Origin of the sequence: Aeromicrobium sp. WCS2018Hpa-31 (assembly GCF_031843905.1) — a bacterium.
Classification (GTDB): Bacteria; Actinomycetota; Actinomycetes; order Propionibacteriales; family Nocardioidaceae; genus Aeromicrobium.
In genome coordinates, this window is sequence record NZ_JAVTJF010000004.1 from 231,134 (window position 1) to 245,638 (window position 14,505).

Sequence of the window (14,505 nt, forward strand, 5' to 3'; positions counted from 1 at the left end):
TAGGCCGTGGCCGTCAACCGAGGAGCCGGTCGGCCCACAGCCGGGCCGACACGTCGGTCAGGCCGGCCACCTGGTCGATCACGACCCTGGTGCGCGCCGCGTCGTCGTCGGCACGCAGGAGGTCGGCGCGGAACTCCGGCTCCAGGTGCTCGTCGCCCGTGGCGACCAGCAGCGCGACCAGGGAGCCGAGGGCCTCGCGCTGGGCGGTGAGCTGCCGAGCGCGGTCGTCCGAGCGCATCACGTAGTGCGCCGCGATGGACTTGAGCACGACGATCTCGTCGCGGGTGTCGGCCGGCACCTCCAGGTCGGCGCCGTAGCGGGTGAGCGGCCCCGGCCCCCAGCGCTCGACCGTCGCTCTCTCCGCGGACACCGCGAACCGGCCGATCAGTCCGCTGGTCAGGCTCTTCAGCACCGCGTGCGCCTCACGACTCCCGTCGAAGTCCTCGCGCGGCCACTCCGGCATCGCGCGCAGCCTCTCGAGCGCCGCACCGAGACGGTCGTCGTCGGCGTCGGGGTCGTACCAGTCGCGCGCCACGTGGTAGACGTTCGCCAGGTCGAGACGCCCGGGCAGCAGGCTGAACCACCCGCCCACCACGGCGTCCTCCACGTCGTGCACGGAGTAGGCGATGTCGTCGGCCAGGTCCATCACCTGCGCCTCGACCGGGCGGCGACCCTCCGGAGCACCGAGCCGCAGCCAGTCGAAGATCGGCCGGTCGTCGGCGTAGACGCCGAACTTCGGGCCGCCGTCCGGTGCGTCCCCGCGCGCCCACGGGTACTTCACGCAGGCAGCCAGGGTCGCGCGCGTGAGGTTCAGTCCCACGCTCCGGCCGTCGGCGTCGACCGTCTTGGCCTCCAGCCGGCTGAGGATGCGCAACGTCTGGGCGTTGCCCTCGAACCCGCCGACGTCGCGCGCGGCCAGGTCGAGCGCCACCTCGCCGTTGTGCCCGAACGGCGGGTGGCCGAGGTCGTGCGAGAGAGCCGCGCAGTCGACGACGTCGGGGTCGCAGCCGAGGGTGGCGCCCAGCTCGCGAGCCACCTGCGCGACCTCGAGGGTGTGGGTGAGCCGGTTGCGGACGAAGTCGTCGAACCCGGCGCCCATCACCTGGGTCTTGGCCGAGAGCCTGCGCAGCGCCGCGGAGTGCACCACGCGTCCGCGGTCGCGCTCGAACGGGGTGCGTCCGGCCCGCTTCGTCGGCTCCGCGACGACCCGCGCCCGCGACTCGATGCCGTACGGACTCTCCACGGCGGGAACGCTACCGCGTGGTGCAGCCACGGCGGCAGCGCACGGCGTGCCAGGCTGTCGGTGTGCTCTCCACGGTCGCGGTGCTCTCCGACGTCCACGGCGTGCTGCCCGCGCTGGAGGCCGTGCTCGCCGAGCCGGGCGTGGCCGACGCCGACCTCGTCGTCGTCACCGGCGACCACACGTGGGGGCCGCAGCCGGCCGAGGTGCTCGACCGGCTCCAGCGGCTCGGCGCGGCGGTCCTGCTGGTGCGCGGCAATGCGGACCGCGAGCTGCTGCAGATGTCGCGCGGCGTCGACGTCGGACTGGCGGACGACCCCCTCTCCGTGTGGGGAGCCGGCCAGATGACCACTGCGCACCAGGAGCTGCTCGACGCGATGCCGGAGCAGGTGACGCTGGAGATCGAGGGGTTCGGTCCCGTCCGCTTCTGCCACGCCACACCCCGCGACGACCAGGAGGTCGTGCTCGTCGACAGCCGGCTCGAGCGGTGGGCCGAGGTGCTCGCCGACCTGCCCGACGACGTGCGCACGGTCGTCTGCGGCCACACCCACATGCCGTACCTGCGGCTGGTCGACCGTCGCCTGGTCGTGAACCCCGGCAGCGTCGGGCTCCCGTACGGGCACGACGGCGCGAGCTGGGCGGTGCTGTCGGGCGGGCAGGTCACGTTCGGGCGGACCGCACTCGACCACGACCAGCTGGTGCGCGACGTCGTCGCGGGATCGAGCTGGTCGGGGGTGGCGGCCTGGGCCGAGGAGACGCTGCGCCGCCCAGCCGGCGACGTCGAGGCCCTCACCACGTTCGGCCCCCGCGACGGGCGCTGAGGCCCCGCACTGACCATGGTTCTCCCCCACTCACCTCGGCAGGCACGCCAGGGTGAGTCGCAGAAGACCGAGGTGAGCTCGTGATTCCCATCAGCTGATGGGAATCGCTGGTCCCGCCCCGGGGGTGCGGGACCGGGTCAGAAGCGGCCGTTGCGGGGGCGGGGCTGGCAGCGGGGGCAGGTGAAGGAGCTGCGGTTCATGAACGCGTCGCGGCGGATGGGGGTGCCGCAGCGCGGGCAGGGCTCGCCCTCCTGGCCGTAGGCGGCGAGGGAGCGGTCGAAGTAGCCGCTCTGGCCGTTCACGTTCACGTACAGCGCGTCGAAGGAGGTGCCGCCCTGCTCGAGCGCCTCGCCCATCACGTCGACCACGTGGCCCAGCAGCGACTCGACCTCGCGCACGCGCAGGTTCTCGGTGGCGCGTGCGTAGTGCAGCGGCACCCGCCACAGGGACTCGTCGGCGTAGATGTTGCCGACCCCCGACACCAGCGTCTGGTCCAGCAGCGCCCTCTTGACGCCCGTGCGACGTCGGCGCAGGCGCGTGGCGAACAGGGCGGGGTCGAACGCGGGGTCGAGCGGGTCGCGGGCGATGTGGCCGATGGTCGTCGGGACCTGCTCGTCGTCGACGTCGGCGAGCATCATGCCGCCGAAGATCCGCTGGTCGACGAAACGCAGCTGGCGTCCGTCGTCCAGGTCCAGGACGATGCGCAGGTGCCTGGGCGCGGGAGCGTCGGCGTCGCTGATGAGCATCTGCCCGCTCATGCCGAGGTGGCACAGCAGCGCCTCGTCGCCGTCGAGCACCAGCCACAGGTACTTGCCCCGACGCAGCGCCGACACGACCCGCCGGCCGACGAGCCGCGGGACGAAGTCGGCGGCGCCGGGCAGGTGGCGCTTCAGCGAGCGCACGTCGTGCACCGTGACGGCCGTGACCGTACGACCGACGACATGGGTGTCCAGGCCTCGCCGGACGACCTCGACCTCGGGCAGCTCGGGCACGTACCGCTCAGACCTCGACGGCGTCGGCCGGGCTCACCTCGGCCGTGATGGCCCGCCACGCGATCTCGGCGACCTGCTGCTCGGCCTCCTTCTTGGAACGACCGGTGCCGCCCTCGTACCGCCGGTCCCCGACGAGCACGGCCGCCGCGAACGTCTTGTCGTGGTCGGGGCCCTCGCTCTCGATCGCGTAGCGCGGCACGCCGAGGTCGTGGTTGGCGGCGATCTCCTGCAGCGACGTCTTCCAGTCCAGCCCGGCGCCCAGGTCGGCGGCACGGGCGATGAACGGGTCGAAGACCGTGTGCACGACCTCCGAGGCACGCTCGATGCCGAACTGCACGTAGATCGCCCCGATGACGGCCTCGACCGTGTCGGAGAGGATCGACGACTTGTTGCGTCCGCCCGTGGCCTCCTCGCCGCGGCCCAGACGGATGTGGGAGCCGAGGTCGAGGGTGTGCGCGACCTCGGCGAGCGCCTTGGCGCTCACGACGGCGGCCCGCAGCTTGGCGAGCCGCCCCTCGGCGAGGTCGGGGTGGTTGGTGAAGAGCGCGTCCGTGACGACGAGACCCAGCACCGAGTCGCCCAGGAACTCCAGGCGCTCGTTGTTGGGCAGTCCACCGTTCTCGTACGCGTACGAGCGGTGCGTCAGGGCGTGCTCGAGGAGATCGGCGTCCAGGTCGGGGACGCCGAGCACCTCCCTCAGGGCTTCGTGGCCCTGAGGATCAGAGGACCTGTCGACGCTCACCGCGCGCGCCGTACTGGCCACACTCACCGCACGCACGGTGCGGGACGACCTTCGAGTCGCAGGCGGGGTTGGCGCAGTCGACGAGGGTGGTCGCCGTGGTCTTCCACTGCGAACGGCGGTGGCGCGTGTTGCTGCGCGACATCTTCCGCTTCGGAACTGCCACGATCTACTCCTTGTTCGGCCCCGGGACATCGCCCGGGAGGTTCTGGGTCAAGCGGCCCAACGACGCCCAGCGGGGGTCGATCGGATCGCCGTGTGTGTGGTCTGGATCGTCCGCGAGGCGCGCCCCGCACTCGGGGCACAGTCCCGGACATTCCGGATCACACACGGGGTTGAGCGGCAGTGCGAGCACCACCGCGTCCCGCAGGACGGGTTCGAGGTCGAGCAGGTCGTCCTCGAGGGCCGGAAGCTCGTCTTCCTCCCCGTCCTCCTCAGCACCGTCGCCGGCGCCGATCGGGTCGTACAGGTACAGCTCCTGCAGGTCCACCACGACGGTGTCGTCGAGCCGGTCCAGGCAGCGGACGCACTCGCCCACTGCTCGCGCCGAGGCGGTACCGGTGGCCAGCACCCCGTCCATGACGGCCTCGAGCCGGAGCTCGAGATCGATGGACGATCCCTCGGGCACGCCGTAGACGTCGTGGCCCAGATCCGCAGGCGCCTCGATGGTCCTGGTGAACGTACGCTCGGTCCCTGGTCGGCGTCCCAACACCTGGGTGTCGAAGACCAAGGGGCCCGGTTGCACGTTCACGTCCGTCCGTCGATGTGCACAGCAGATCACGGCCTGCAAGCAGGCCGCCGTCCATCATAACCGGTGCCCGCACCGCGACACCAATCGCGTACCTGCACCCTCCGAGCCGCCCGGACCCTTCAGGGCCTCCCCGGACCGACGGGCCCCCGTATGTCGGTGGACGGTGGGACCCTCGAGCCGTGGAGACGTCGGCGGAGCGCGAGGGAACGGTGCTGCACGCCGACCTCGACTCCTTCTTCGCCTCCGTCGAGATCCGCGACGACCCCGCGCTGCGCGGCCGGCCCGTGGCCGTCGGCGGCGGGGTGGTCATGGCGGCCTCCTACGAGGCACGAGCGCGTGGCGTGAAGGGGGCGATGGGGCTGCGGCAGGCCCTCCGGCTGTGCCCCGACCTGGTGGTGGTGCCGCCCCGTCCGGCGGCCTACACCCAGGCCAGCCGCGACGTGTTCGCCGTCTTCGACGACACCACCCCGCTGGTCGAGGGCGTCTCGATCGACGAGGCCTTCCTCGAGGTCGGTGGGCTCCGACGCATCCGGGGCGCGCCCTCGCAGATCGCCACGCAGCTGCGCGCCGACGTGCGCGAGCGGGTCGGGCTGCCCATCTCGGTGGGCGTCGCGCGCACCAAGTACCTCGCCAAGGTCGGCAGCGCCATGGCCAAGCCCGACGGTCTGCTCGTGATCCCGCTCGACGACGAGCGCCGCTTCCTACTCTCGCTGCCGGTCCAGGCCCTCTGGGGCGTCGGGCCGCGCACCACCGAGAAGCTGCACGCCGCCCGCATCCGCACCATCGCCGACGTCGCCGCCCTGGAGCGGGGCGAGCTCGCCTCGCTGGTCGGTGCCGGCGCGGCCGGACATCTGCACGCCCTCGCCTCGGGCCACGACCCGCGGCGGGTGCGGGCCCGTCCGTCGCGGCGCTCCATGGGGGCCCAGCACGCCCTCGGCCGGGGTGAACGCACCCCTCAGGAGGTCGAGGTGGTGCTGCTCGGCCTCGTCGACCGCGTGGCGCGGCGTCTGCGCTCGGCGGGGCGGACGGCGTCGACCGTGGTGCTGCGGGTGCGGTTCGACGACTTCACCAGCTCCACCACCTCGCACACGCTGCCCCGGCCGAGCGCCCACACCCAGGTGCTGCTCGAGGCGGTGATGCACCTGCTGCGATCGCGTCACGGCGAGATCGCTCGGCGGGGCATCACCCTCGTCGGCTTCCAGGCTGCCGGCCTCGACGACCACGGCGAGCAGCTGCTGCTCCCGCTCACGGCCGCCGACGACCCCGGGCTCGACTCGGCGGTCGACGCCGTGCGTGACCGCTTCGGAGCACGCGCGGTGCGTCGAGGTGCCCAGCTCGGGCGGGGCGAGCGGCCCGCCATGCCGACCCTGCCGGACGACTGAGCCGTCCGCCGGAGCTCAGGAGCGGCCGAAGACCTCGTCCAGGCGCGCGAGCACGAAGTCGGGCACCAGCCCGCTCACGTCTCCCCCGCCCTTCGCGACCTCCTTGACCAGGCTCGAGGCCAGGAAGGAGTACTCGGGACTGGTGGGGATGAACACGGTGTCGACGTCGGTGAGGCTGCCGTTCATCTGGGCCATTTGCAGCTCGTAGTCGAAGTCCGAGACCGCCCGCAGGCCCTTCACGATGGCCGACACGTCGTGCTCGGTGCAGAAGTCGACCAGCAGGCCCTGGAAGGAGTCGACCGACACGTTCGGCAGGTCGGAGGTGGCTCGGGCGAGCAGGTCCATGCGCTCCTCGAGCGAGAACAGGCTCTTCTTGTTCTCGTTGACCAGGACGGCCACGACCACCTCGTCGAACAGCCGGGACGCCCGGCGCACGATGTCGAGGTGACCGTTGGTCACCGGGTCGAAGGAGCCGGGGCAGACGACACGGGTCACGGCGCCGACGCTATCAGGGCTCGTCGCTGCGGGCTCCGAACCACACGGTCGTCTCGCCGTGCGCCCGCTCCCGGAAGCCCTCGAAGCCCGGCGGCCACACGAACGGCGTGCGGGTCGAGCGCTCCACGACCACCACGGCGTCGTCGGCCAGCACCGCGTGGAGCCCGCTGACGACGGCCGCGACGTCGTCGGTGCTGACGGCGTAGGGCGGGTCCAGGAGGACCAGGTCGTAGGGACCCGTCGCCGACCCGACGAAGCTCGCCGCGCTCGTGCGGTGCACGACGGCCTCGGCGCCGAGGTCGCGGACGTTCTGCTGCGCCACCTGCACTGCCCGACGGTCGGACTCGACCAGGTCGGCCGAGGCGGCACCACGCGACAGCGCCTCGAGGGCGAGCGCACCGGATCCTGCGTAGACGTCGAGCACCCGGAGCCCGTCCAGGCCCCCGAACAGCGAGACCAACGAGGCGAAGAGCGACTCGCGCACACGGTCGGACGTGGGACGGGTGCCGTCGCCGGGGGGCGTGCGGAGCCGGCGGCCGCCCCACCGACCGGCGATCACCCGCGTCACGTGCGCTCCAGGTAGTCGGCCTGCCGGGACTGCTCGAGCCGGTCGACGGCGAGCCGCAGGTCCGGTGCCGAGTCGAGCGCGGGATCGGACTCGACGAAGGCGGTCGCGACCTCGCGCGCGTCGGCGATGACCTTCTCGTCCTTGACCACCGACAGCAGGCGCAGGCTGCTGCGGATGCCCGACTGGGCGGCACCCAGCACGTCGCCCTCGCGCCGCTGCTCGGCGTCGAGCCGCGACAGGGCGAAGCCGTCGGACGTGGACGCGACCGCGTCGAGACGCTCGCGCGACGGCGACTCCTCCTCCGCTGAGGTGACCAGCAGGCACAGGCCGGGGTGGCCACCACGACCGACCCGTCCGCGCAGCTGGTGCAGCTGCGACACGCCGAACCGCTCGGCGTCGACGACCACCATCACCGTGGCGTTGGGCACGTCGACCCCCACCTCGATCACCGTCGTGGCGACGAGCACGTCGATCTCGCCCCGGGCGAAGGCGGTCATCGTCGCGTCCTTCTCGTCGGCCGGCTGGCGTCCGTGCAGCATGCCCAGGCGCAGGCCCTCGAGCGGCCCGGCAGCCAGCTCGTCGTGCAGGTCCAGCAGCGACCGGGTCGGTGGCGCGTCGGGGTCGGCGGCCTCGGCCGCTGCCCCTTCGGCGTCCTGGCCGATCCGCGACACGACCACGTAGGCCTGGCGGCCGTCGGCGACCTCCTCGCGCACCCGGTCCCAAGCCCGGGCGAGCCAGTCGGGCCGCTCCGCCGCCGGGACCACCGTGGTCTGGATGGGCCGACGTCCGCCGGGCAGCTCGCTCAACGTCGAGGTCTCGAGGTCGCCGAACACCGTCATCGCGATCGTGCGCGGAATGGGGGTGGCCGTCATGACGAGGACGTGTGGCTTGACCTCCGTGCGGTCGACCAGCACGGCGCGCTGCTCGACGCCGAACCGGTGCTGCTCGTCGATCACCAGGAGCCCGAGCTCGGCCAGCTGCACGGTGTCCTGCAGCACCGCGTGGGTGCCGATGACGATCCCGGCGGCACCGGACGCGGCGTCGAGCAGGGCCTCCTTGCGCGCCTTGGCCCCCATGGACCCGGTGAGCAGCCGCACGCGCGTGCCCTCGGCCGCTCCCCCGAGCATCCCGCCCTGCGCGAGCGCCCCGAGCATGGCCGTGATGCCACGGTGGTGCTGCGCGGCCAGCACCTCGGTGGGCGCCAGGAGCACGGCCTGAGCCCCGTCGTCGACGACCTGGAGCATGGCCAGGAGCGCGACGATCGTCTTGCCCGAGCCGACCTCGCCCTGGAGCAACCGGTGCATCGGGTGCTCGCGGGCGAGATCGGCCTCGATCTCGGCCACCACGGCGCGCTGGCCGTCGGTGAGCGTGAACGGCAGCTGCTCCTCGAAGGCGTCGCGCAGACCGCCGACGCGACGGGGTCGCGGTGCTGCGGACTGACCCAGGGCGGCGTGCCGACGCTGGGCGAACACCGTCTGCAGCACGAACGCCTCCTCGAAGCGGAAGCGGTCGCGCGCGAGCTGCCACTGCTCGGTGGAGCGGGGCCGGTGGATCATCTCGAACGCCTCGGGGGCGGCCGGCAGGCCCCGGGACGCCCGGACGTCGGCCGGGACCGGGTCCTCGACGTCGGCGATCGCCAGCACCGTCTCGACGGAGCGCTCGATGGCGAGCGAGGGGATCTTCGCGCTCGCCCGGTAGATCGGGATGATGCCGCGCGCGATCCGCCCCTCCATGGCGTCGGGGCCCTCGAGCGGCTCGTACAACGGGTGGGTGAGCTGGAGACGGCCGTTGAAGGCCCCGACCTCACCGGCGAACAGCCCGACGGTGCCAGGCGCCAGCTGCGCCTGCCGCCACGGCTGGGAGAAGAAGGTGAGGGTGATCCGCGCGTTCCCGTCGGTGATGGTCACCTCCGTACGTGTCTTGCGACCGCCCGGGCCGAAGCGTCGGTTCACCGTCTCGACCACGCGGGCCATGACCGTGGCGTACTGGCCGACCTGGAGCGCCGCGAGGTCGGTCATCTCGCCCAGCGACACGTAGCGCCGCGGGTAGTGGCGCAGCAGGTCGTCGATGGTCTCGAGCCCGAGCGTGGCCAGCTTCTTGGCCGTCGCGTCGCCGACGACCGAGCGCAACCGACGATGCGGCGGGTTGGCCGGCGGGTTGGTCGGCGTGCCGGTGGGGGTCGTGCTCACTGCCCCACTCCTACTCCACCGCGACGAACAGCGGGTAGTTCTCCTGGCCGCCCTGGTAGACGACCACGTCGACGTCGACCCGCTCGGCCCGGAGGCGGCGGGACAGCTCCTGCGCGACGTCGTCGTCGGCTCCGTCGCCGACGACCAGGGTGACCAGCTCGGCCGCCGGGGACACGAGCCGGTCCAGGACCGCACCCGCGACCTCGGCGACGTCGTGACCGACCACCGCGAAGTCGCCGGAGACGACGCCGAGCACGTCGCCGACGTCGCACGGGCCGGCCATCGTGATGCCCGGCTCGGTGGCCACCGTGACGGCGCCGTGCTGGGTGTGGGCGGCCGCGCTCGACATGGCGACGACGTCCTCGTCGAAGTCCAGGCCGGGGTCGTGGACCGCCAGTGCCGCCAGGCCCTGCACCTGGGCGTGCGTGGGGATGACGGCCACGCGCACGCCGTCGGCGCGCACCTGCTTGGCCGCCGCGTCGAACAGGCCGACATAGCGCTGGTTGTTGGGGAGCACCACGATCTCCGCGACGTCGAGGGAGCGCAGCGTCCCGAGCATCGTGGCGACGTCGACGGGACGGTCACGGGTGAACTCGAGGACGTGCGCGCCGGCCTCGCGGCACAGGTCGGCCAGCCCGGCGCCGGTGGCGGCCACCACGACGGCACGACCGACCGCGGCCTCGCCCCGCTGACGGGCGATCTGGTCGGCGAAGTGGGTGACGGCGATGCGGTACGGCCGGCCGGCCTGCATGCCTGCCTCGATGGCGGCGCCCACGTCGTCGACGTGCACGTGGACGTTCCACAGCCGTTCGCCGCCCACGACGACGAGCGAGTCGCCCAGCCCGTCGAGCGCGGTGCGCAGTGCGGGGATCTCGCTGTCGTCGGCGTCGAGCAGGTACATGACCTCGTAGCCCGGACCCCCTTCGACGAAGTCGTCGCCCGCGGGCGCCACGGGGCGCGGCACGTGATGGGCGGCCGGCTCGGGAGCGCGGCCGGTGAGGGCGCGCTCGGTGGCGTCGAGCACCACCACGAGGGCGCGCCCGCCCGCGTCGACCACGCCGGCCTGGGCGAGCCTCGGCATCTGCTCGGGCGTCCTGGCCAGCGCGACCCGCGCCGACGCGGCAGCCAGGGCGAACACGTCGCGGGCCTCCGCGCCGGACTCCACCGCGTGCTCGGCCCCCTCGGCCGCCGCCCGGGCCACGGAGAGGATGGTGCCCTCGACCGGCCGGCCCACGGCGGCGTGCGCGGCGTCGGACGCGGCGCGGAAGGACCGCGCGACGTCGGCGGGCTCGACGGCGGCGTCGAGGGACAGGTCGTGGAAGGTGGCGCGCACGAGCTGGGAGAGGATGACGCCGCTGTTGCCCTTGGCTCCCGTGAGCAGACCGTCGGTGTGGGCGCGGACGAGGTCGGCGAGGGCGACGTCGTCGGGCAGCGCCGCCACCGCGTCGGCCCCGGCCACGAAGGTCAGGTAGGCGTTGGTGCCGGTGTCGCTGTCGGGGACCGGGAACACGTTGAGCGCGTCGATCTCGGCCCGGGTGGCCGACAGCGCCTGCACGCACAGCTGGGTCCACGCACGGAAGGCGTCGGGACGCAGGCGCAGCACCATGGGGTGAGGTTAGCGTGGCCCCAGGACGTACCGGCGGCACCCGCGACGGGCGATTGGCCCCGCCCGGTGGCCATCGGCTATCCTTGAGCGGTTGCCCGCCGTGCGGGCGCCCCTCATCTTTCGTCGTCCGACGAATCCCCGTATCGAGTTAGCAGGAGTGGTCACTGTGGCAGCGGTTTGTGACGTGTGCACCAAGGGACCTGGCTTCGGCCACAACGTGTCCCACTCGCACCGACGCACCAAGCGTCGTTTCGACCCCAACATCCAGCGCGTGCGCGCCGTGGTCGACGGCACCCCCAAGCGCCTGAACGTCTGCACGTCGTGCCTCAAGGCCGGCAAGGTGAGCCGCTGAAGCACGTCCATGCCTTCGGCGACGATGCTCTCGGTGAGCTCGACGCCGTCGGCGTGGCAGCCTCGATCGCCGATGGAAGCATCAGCGCGGTAGAGGCTGCTCAGGCTGCCGTCGCCCGTGCAGCCGTGGTCGAGCCGCACCTCAACGCGATCGTCGTCGACGACTTCGAGCGTGCGCTCGCCCTGGCGTCCGGCCCCCTGACGGGTCGACTCGCCGGCGTCCCGACGTTCGTCAAGGACAACACCGACGTCGCGGGCCTGCCCACGCGGCAGGGCTCGCGCGCCATCCCGCCGACAGCGGCCGCGGCCGACGCGCCGTTCACCACGCAGCTGCGTGCCGCCGGCCTCGTCCCGCTCGGCAAGTCCTCCCTGCCGGAGTTCGGCTGGAGCGCCAGCACGGAGTTCGACCAGGCCGATCCCACCCGCAACCCGTGGGACACCGACTTCTCCAGCGGCGCGTCGTCCGGCGGCGCGGCTGCGCTCGTGGCGTCCGGCGTGGTGCCGATCGCCCACGCCAACGACGGCGGCGGCTCCATCCGCATCCCCGCCGCCGCGTGCGGCCTCGTGGGGCTCAAGCCCACCCGGGACCGGCTGGCGCCCGACGCCCACGCCGCCCAGATGCCCGTCGACGTCGTCTGCAACGGCGTCGTCACCCGCACCGTGCGCGACACGGCGCACTTCCTGGCCGCCGCCGAGGCCCACCGCACCGCCCCCGGGCTGCCGCTCGTCGGCCTGGTCGAGGGCCCCGGGGACCGTCGACTGCGCATCGGCCTGGTCGTCGACTCGGTCCCCGACTCGCCCACCGACGACGAGACCCGCGCCGCCACGCTGGCCACCGCCGACGTGCTCACGTCGCTCGGGCACGAGGTCGTGGAGGTGCCGCTGCCGGCCGCGGACGCCTTCGCCGAGGCGTTCAAGCACTACTGGGCGATGCTGGCCTTCTCGACCCACCACTTCGGCAAGCGGGTCATGCACCCGCAGTTCGACAAGTCGGCCACCGACCCGCTGACGCAGCACCTGGCACGGCGCTTCGCGCGGTCGTTCTGGCGCACCCCGGGCGCGCTGCGCACGCTCAAGCGCAGCGAGCGCGAGCTGCGCGAGCACTTCGCGCAGCACCGGCTCGACACCGCCCTCTCCCCCGTCCTGGCGCACACCACGCCGAGGCTGGGTCACCTGTCGCCGAACGTCCCGTTCCCGGAGATGTTCGAGCGCCTCGTGCGGTACGCCGCGTTCACCCCGCTCAACAACGCGACGGGCTCCCCCGCGATCTCGCTGCCGATGGGTCGCACGGGCGAAGGTCTGCCGATCGGTGTCCAGCTGCAGGCCCTGCACGGTGACGAGCGCACCCTCCTCGAGCTGTCCTACGAGCTCGAGGCCGCCCAGCCGTTCGCGCGCATCCAGGACTGACGCTCCCGCTCGGCGGCGCCAGGGCCTCGATCTCGATACGCCACCCCGTGCTCCTTCGTCGCCGGGGCGGCTACTCGATCAGCGGACGGCAGGACGGCGCAGCGCAGCCGTGGCGACGGCGGGGAGGGTCTCGCCGGTCAGCGCCAGTGCTGCCAGCCGGTGTCGCCGTCCCAGGGGGCGTCGTCGACGTGCACCGCGGGCGACTCGTCCCCCGCGACGTCGCGCACCGAGCCGATGACGGACCACCCGTCCGGCAGCTCGGTCGCCGAGCTGAACGTGGCCGCGAGGGCGAAGTCCTCGCCCCCGGTCAGGACCATCGCGAGCGGATCGGTGCCGAGCGCCTCCGCCACGGTGCGCACGGGCTCGTCGATCGCGAGCGTCGACGACCGCAGGTCGATGAGCACACCGCTGGCCACGGCGACGTGGCCGAGGTCGGCGAGGAGGCCGTCGCTCACGTCGATCATCGCCGTCGCACCGGCATCGGCGGCGGCCGGACCCGCCGCGTACGGGGGCCGGGGGCAGCGGTGCGCCTCCACCGCAGCCTTCGGCGAGCGGAAACCGCGGCTCATCGCGGCGTAGCCGGCGGCGGACCAGCCCAGCCGTCCTGCCACCGCCACGACGTCGCCGGGCAAGGCGCCCGACCGGCGCACCGGTCGCGGCGCGTCGCCCATGACGGTGACCGCGACCACCACGACGTCGCTGGCGGTCATGTCGCCACCCACCACGTGTGCACCGACGAGGGCGGCCTCCTGCTCGAACCCCTTCGCCAGCTCCACGACCCAGGCCGACGGGGTGTCCGCGGGGACGCCGAGCCCGACCGTGAGCGCCGTGGCCACACCCCCCATCGCGTTGACGTCCGACAGGTTCGCCGCGGCGGCCTTGCGGCCGATCTCGAGCGCCGAGGACCAGTCGCGCCGGAAGTGCCGACCCTCCACGAGCAGGTCCGTGGAGACCACGAACGTCCCGTCGTGGGTCCGCACGTGCGCAGCGTCGTCACCGGGTCCGATCAGCACCCGCGGGTGCGATCCCGCGGCCGCCCGCACCTGGTCGATGAGGCCGAACTCGCCCACGTCGGACACCGACGACGGACTCGAGCCGTCGGCCGCTCCCTGCTCCTGTGCTGGCACCCGCCCATTGTGGACCAGCCGGGCGGCGACCCACCTGCGAGGTCGAGTATGGTGTCGAGGTTCCCGAGCACGGAGGTCAGCATGACGGTCCAGGCCTACATCCTCGTCCAGACCGAGGTCGGCAAGGCCTCCCAGGTCGCGCAGGAGATCGCCGCGATCCAGGGTGTCACGGTGTCCGAGGACGTCACCGGCCCGTACGACGTGATCGTCCGCGCAGAAGGTCCCTCGATGGACCAGCTCGGCACGCTCGTCGTCCAGAGCATCCAGAAGGTCCCCGGGATCACCCGCACGCTGACCTGCCCCGTCGTCAAGATCTGACGGTGCCCCGCCACGCCGGGCGCCGTCTCGGCCTCGTCGTCGCCGCGAGCCTCCTTCCGCTCGCGGCCTGCGGCAGCGGCGTGCTCGTCGACGCCTACCCCACCGCACCGGGCACCGACGTCGACTGCGCGGCACTGATCGCCGACCTGCCCTCGTCGGTGGACGGCCTCGACCGGCGCACCCTCGAGCAGGACGTCCCCGCCGCAGCGTGGGGCGACCCACCCGTGGTGCTGCGCTGCGGCGTCCCCACGCCGGAGGCGTTCGAGCCGACCTCCGAGTGCAAGCTCGTCGACGGGGTCGACTGGTTCGACGAGCAGACGGCCGACGGCTTCCGCTTCACGACCGTCGGCCGACGCGCGAACGTCGAGGTCGACGTCCCGGCCGTGCACGACCCCGCGGCCGACGTGCTCGTCGACCTCGCCGAGAGCATCGACAAGCACCTGCCGGTCGAGCAGCCCTGCCGCGGCTGAGCGTCGGGTCCGGAATCAGGCGGCACCCGGAGCGCCGCCGGAGTGACGC

At 73.1% G+C, this 14,505-nt stretch carries 16 protein-coding genes; 6 read left to right on the plus strand and 10 right to left on the minus strand.

Annotated elements, in window-relative coordinates; all coding sequences use genetic code 11:
* Positions 1-13: 13 nt before the first annotated feature.
* On the minus strand, positions 14-1,243 hold the full coding sequence (locus RQG84_RS06805) for a deoxyguanosinetriphosphate triphosphohydrolase (protein ID WP_055965474.1): 1,230 nt from the start codon (positions 1,241-1,243) through the stop codon (positions 14-16).
* A gap of 62 nt (positions 1,244-1,305) precedes the next feature.
* On the opposite strand from RQG84_RS06805, the gene RQG84_RS06810 reads away from it, so the two are divergent.
* On the plus strand, positions 1,306-2,061 hold the full coding sequence (locus tag RQG84_RS06810; protein WP_311209398.1) for a metallophosphoesterase family protein: 756 nt from the start codon (positions 1,306-1,308) through the stop codon (positions 2,059-2,061).
* A 137-nt stretch (positions 2,062-2,198) separates the two neighbouring features.
* Here RQG84_RS06810 and mutM read toward each other — a convergent pair whose 3' ends face one another.
* Genes mutM through RQG84_RS06830 form a run of 4 tightly spaced genes read right to left on the minus strand, consistent with a single transcriptional unit; the run spans position 2,199 to position 4,420 of the window.
* Complete coding sequence (gene mutM, locus RQG84_RS06815; RefSeq protein ID WP_311209399.1) at positions 2,199-3,053, minus strand: bifunctional DNA-formamidopyrimidine glycosylase/DNA-(apurinic or apyrimidinic site) lyase; 855 nt, start codon at positions 3,051-3,053, stop codon at positions 2,199-2,201.
* Between the two features lie 7 nt (positions 3,054-3,060).
* Entirely contained in the window at positions 3,061-3,795 is a 735-nt protein-coding gene (gene rnc, locus RQG84_RS06820) for a ribonuclease III (protein ID WP_156364829.1), read from the minus strand.
* Positions 3,773-3,958 (minus strand): 50S ribosomal protein L32, encoded by a 186-nt coding sequence (gene rpmF / locus RQG84_RS06825; RefSeq protein ID WP_055965465.1) that lies wholly within the window; start codon positions 3,956-3,958, stop codon positions 3,773-3,775. Before rpmF ends, rnc begins: the two co-directional genes overlap by 23 nt.
* A gap of 3 nt (positions 3,959-3,961) precedes the next feature.
* Positions 3,962-4,420 (minus strand): DUF177 domain-containing protein, encoded by a 459-nt coding sequence (locus RQG84_RS06830; RefSeq protein WP_311209400.1) that lies wholly within the window; start codon positions 4,418-4,420, stop codon positions 3,962-3,964.
* Between the two features lie 302 nt (positions 4,421-4,722).
* On the opposite strand from RQG84_RS06830, the gene dinB reads away from it, so the two are divergent.
* Positions 4,723-5,925, plus strand: a complete 1,203-nt coding sequence (gene dinB, locus RQG84_RS06835) for a DNA polymerase IV (protein WP_311209401.1) — start codon at positions 4,723-4,725, stop codon at positions 5,923-5,925.
* A gap of 15 nt (positions 5,926-5,940) precedes the next feature.
* Here the strand turns inward: dinB and coaD are convergent, their stop codons facing one another.
* The 4 genes from coaD to RQG84_RS06855 are packed head-to-tail and all read right to left on the minus strand — an operon-like array spanning position 5,941 to position 10,783.
* On the minus strand, positions 5,941-6,420 hold the full coding sequence (gene coaD, locus RQG84_RS06840; protein WP_055965456.1) for a pantetheine-phosphate adenylyltransferase: 480 nt from the start codon (positions 6,418-6,420) through the stop codon (positions 5,941-5,943).
* Positions 6,421-6,433: 13 nt separating this feature from the next.
* Positions 6,434-6,988 (minus strand): 16S rRNA (guanine(966)-N(2))-methyltransferase RsmD, encoded by a 555-nt coding sequence (gene rsmD, locus RQG84_RS06845; protein WP_311209402.1) that lies wholly within the window; start codon positions 6,986-6,988, stop codon positions 6,434-6,436.
* The gene (gene recG / locus RQG84_RS06850) at positions 6,985-9,177 is read right to left on the minus strand and encodes an ATP-dependent DNA helicase RecG (protein ID WP_311209403.1); all 2,193 of its coding nucleotides are present in this window, start codon (positions 9,175-9,177) and stop codon (positions 6,985-6,987) included. Before recG ends, rsmD begins: the two co-directional genes overlap by 4 nt.
* 10 nt (positions 9,178-9,187) lie before the next feature.
* A complete protein-coding gene (locus tag RQG84_RS06855; protein WP_311209404.1) occupies positions 9,188-10,783 on the minus strand; it encodes a DAK2 domain-containing protein in 1,596 nt (531 codons plus the stop codon).
* A gap of 166 nt (positions 10,784-10,949) precedes the next feature.
* On the opposite strand from RQG84_RS06855, the gene rpmB reads away from it, so the two are divergent.
* Both rpmB and RQG84_RS06865 read left to right on the plus strand, forming a co-directional pair.
* Positions 10,950-11,135 carry a 50S ribosomal protein L28 gene (gene rpmB, locus RQG84_RS06860; protein WP_055965440.1) on the plus strand — a complete coding sequence of 62 codons (186 nt, stop codon included), beginning with the start codon at positions 10,950-10,952 and terminating at the stop codon, positions 11,133-11,135.
* Positions 11,105-12,541: an amidase gene (locus RQG84_RS06865; protein ID WP_311209405.1), complete on the plus strand. Its 1,437-nt coding sequence runs from the start codon at positions 11,105-11,107 to the stop codon at positions 12,539-12,541. The genes rpmB and RQG84_RS06865 overlap by 31 nt, the downstream gene beginning before the upstream one ends.
* Before the next feature lie 137 nt (positions 12,542-12,678).
* On the opposite strand, the gene RQG84_RS06870 is transcribed toward RQG84_RS06865, so the two are convergent.
* Positions 12,679-13,668, minus strand: coding sequence for a thiamine-phosphate kinase (locus tag RQG84_RS06870; RefSeq protein ID WP_311209406.1), 990 nt, complete (start codon positions 13,666-13,668; stop codon positions 12,679-12,681).
* An 81-nt stretch (positions 13,669-13,749) separates the two neighbouring features.
* Between RQG84_RS06870 and RQG84_RS06875 the strand changes: the two genes are divergently transcribed.
* A complete protein-coding gene (locus RQG84_RS06875) occupies positions 13,750-13,986 on the plus strand; it encodes an Lrp/AsnC family transcriptional regulator (protein WP_055966413.1) in 237 nt (78 codons plus the stop codon).
* A gap of 2 nt (positions 13,987-13,988) precedes the next feature.
* A complete protein-coding gene (locus RQG84_RS06880) occupies positions 13,989-14,456 on the plus strand; it encodes a DUF3515 domain-containing protein (protein ID WP_311209407.1) in 468 nt (155 codons plus the stop codon).
* The last annotated feature ends 49 nt before the right edge of the window (positions 14,457-14,505 follow it).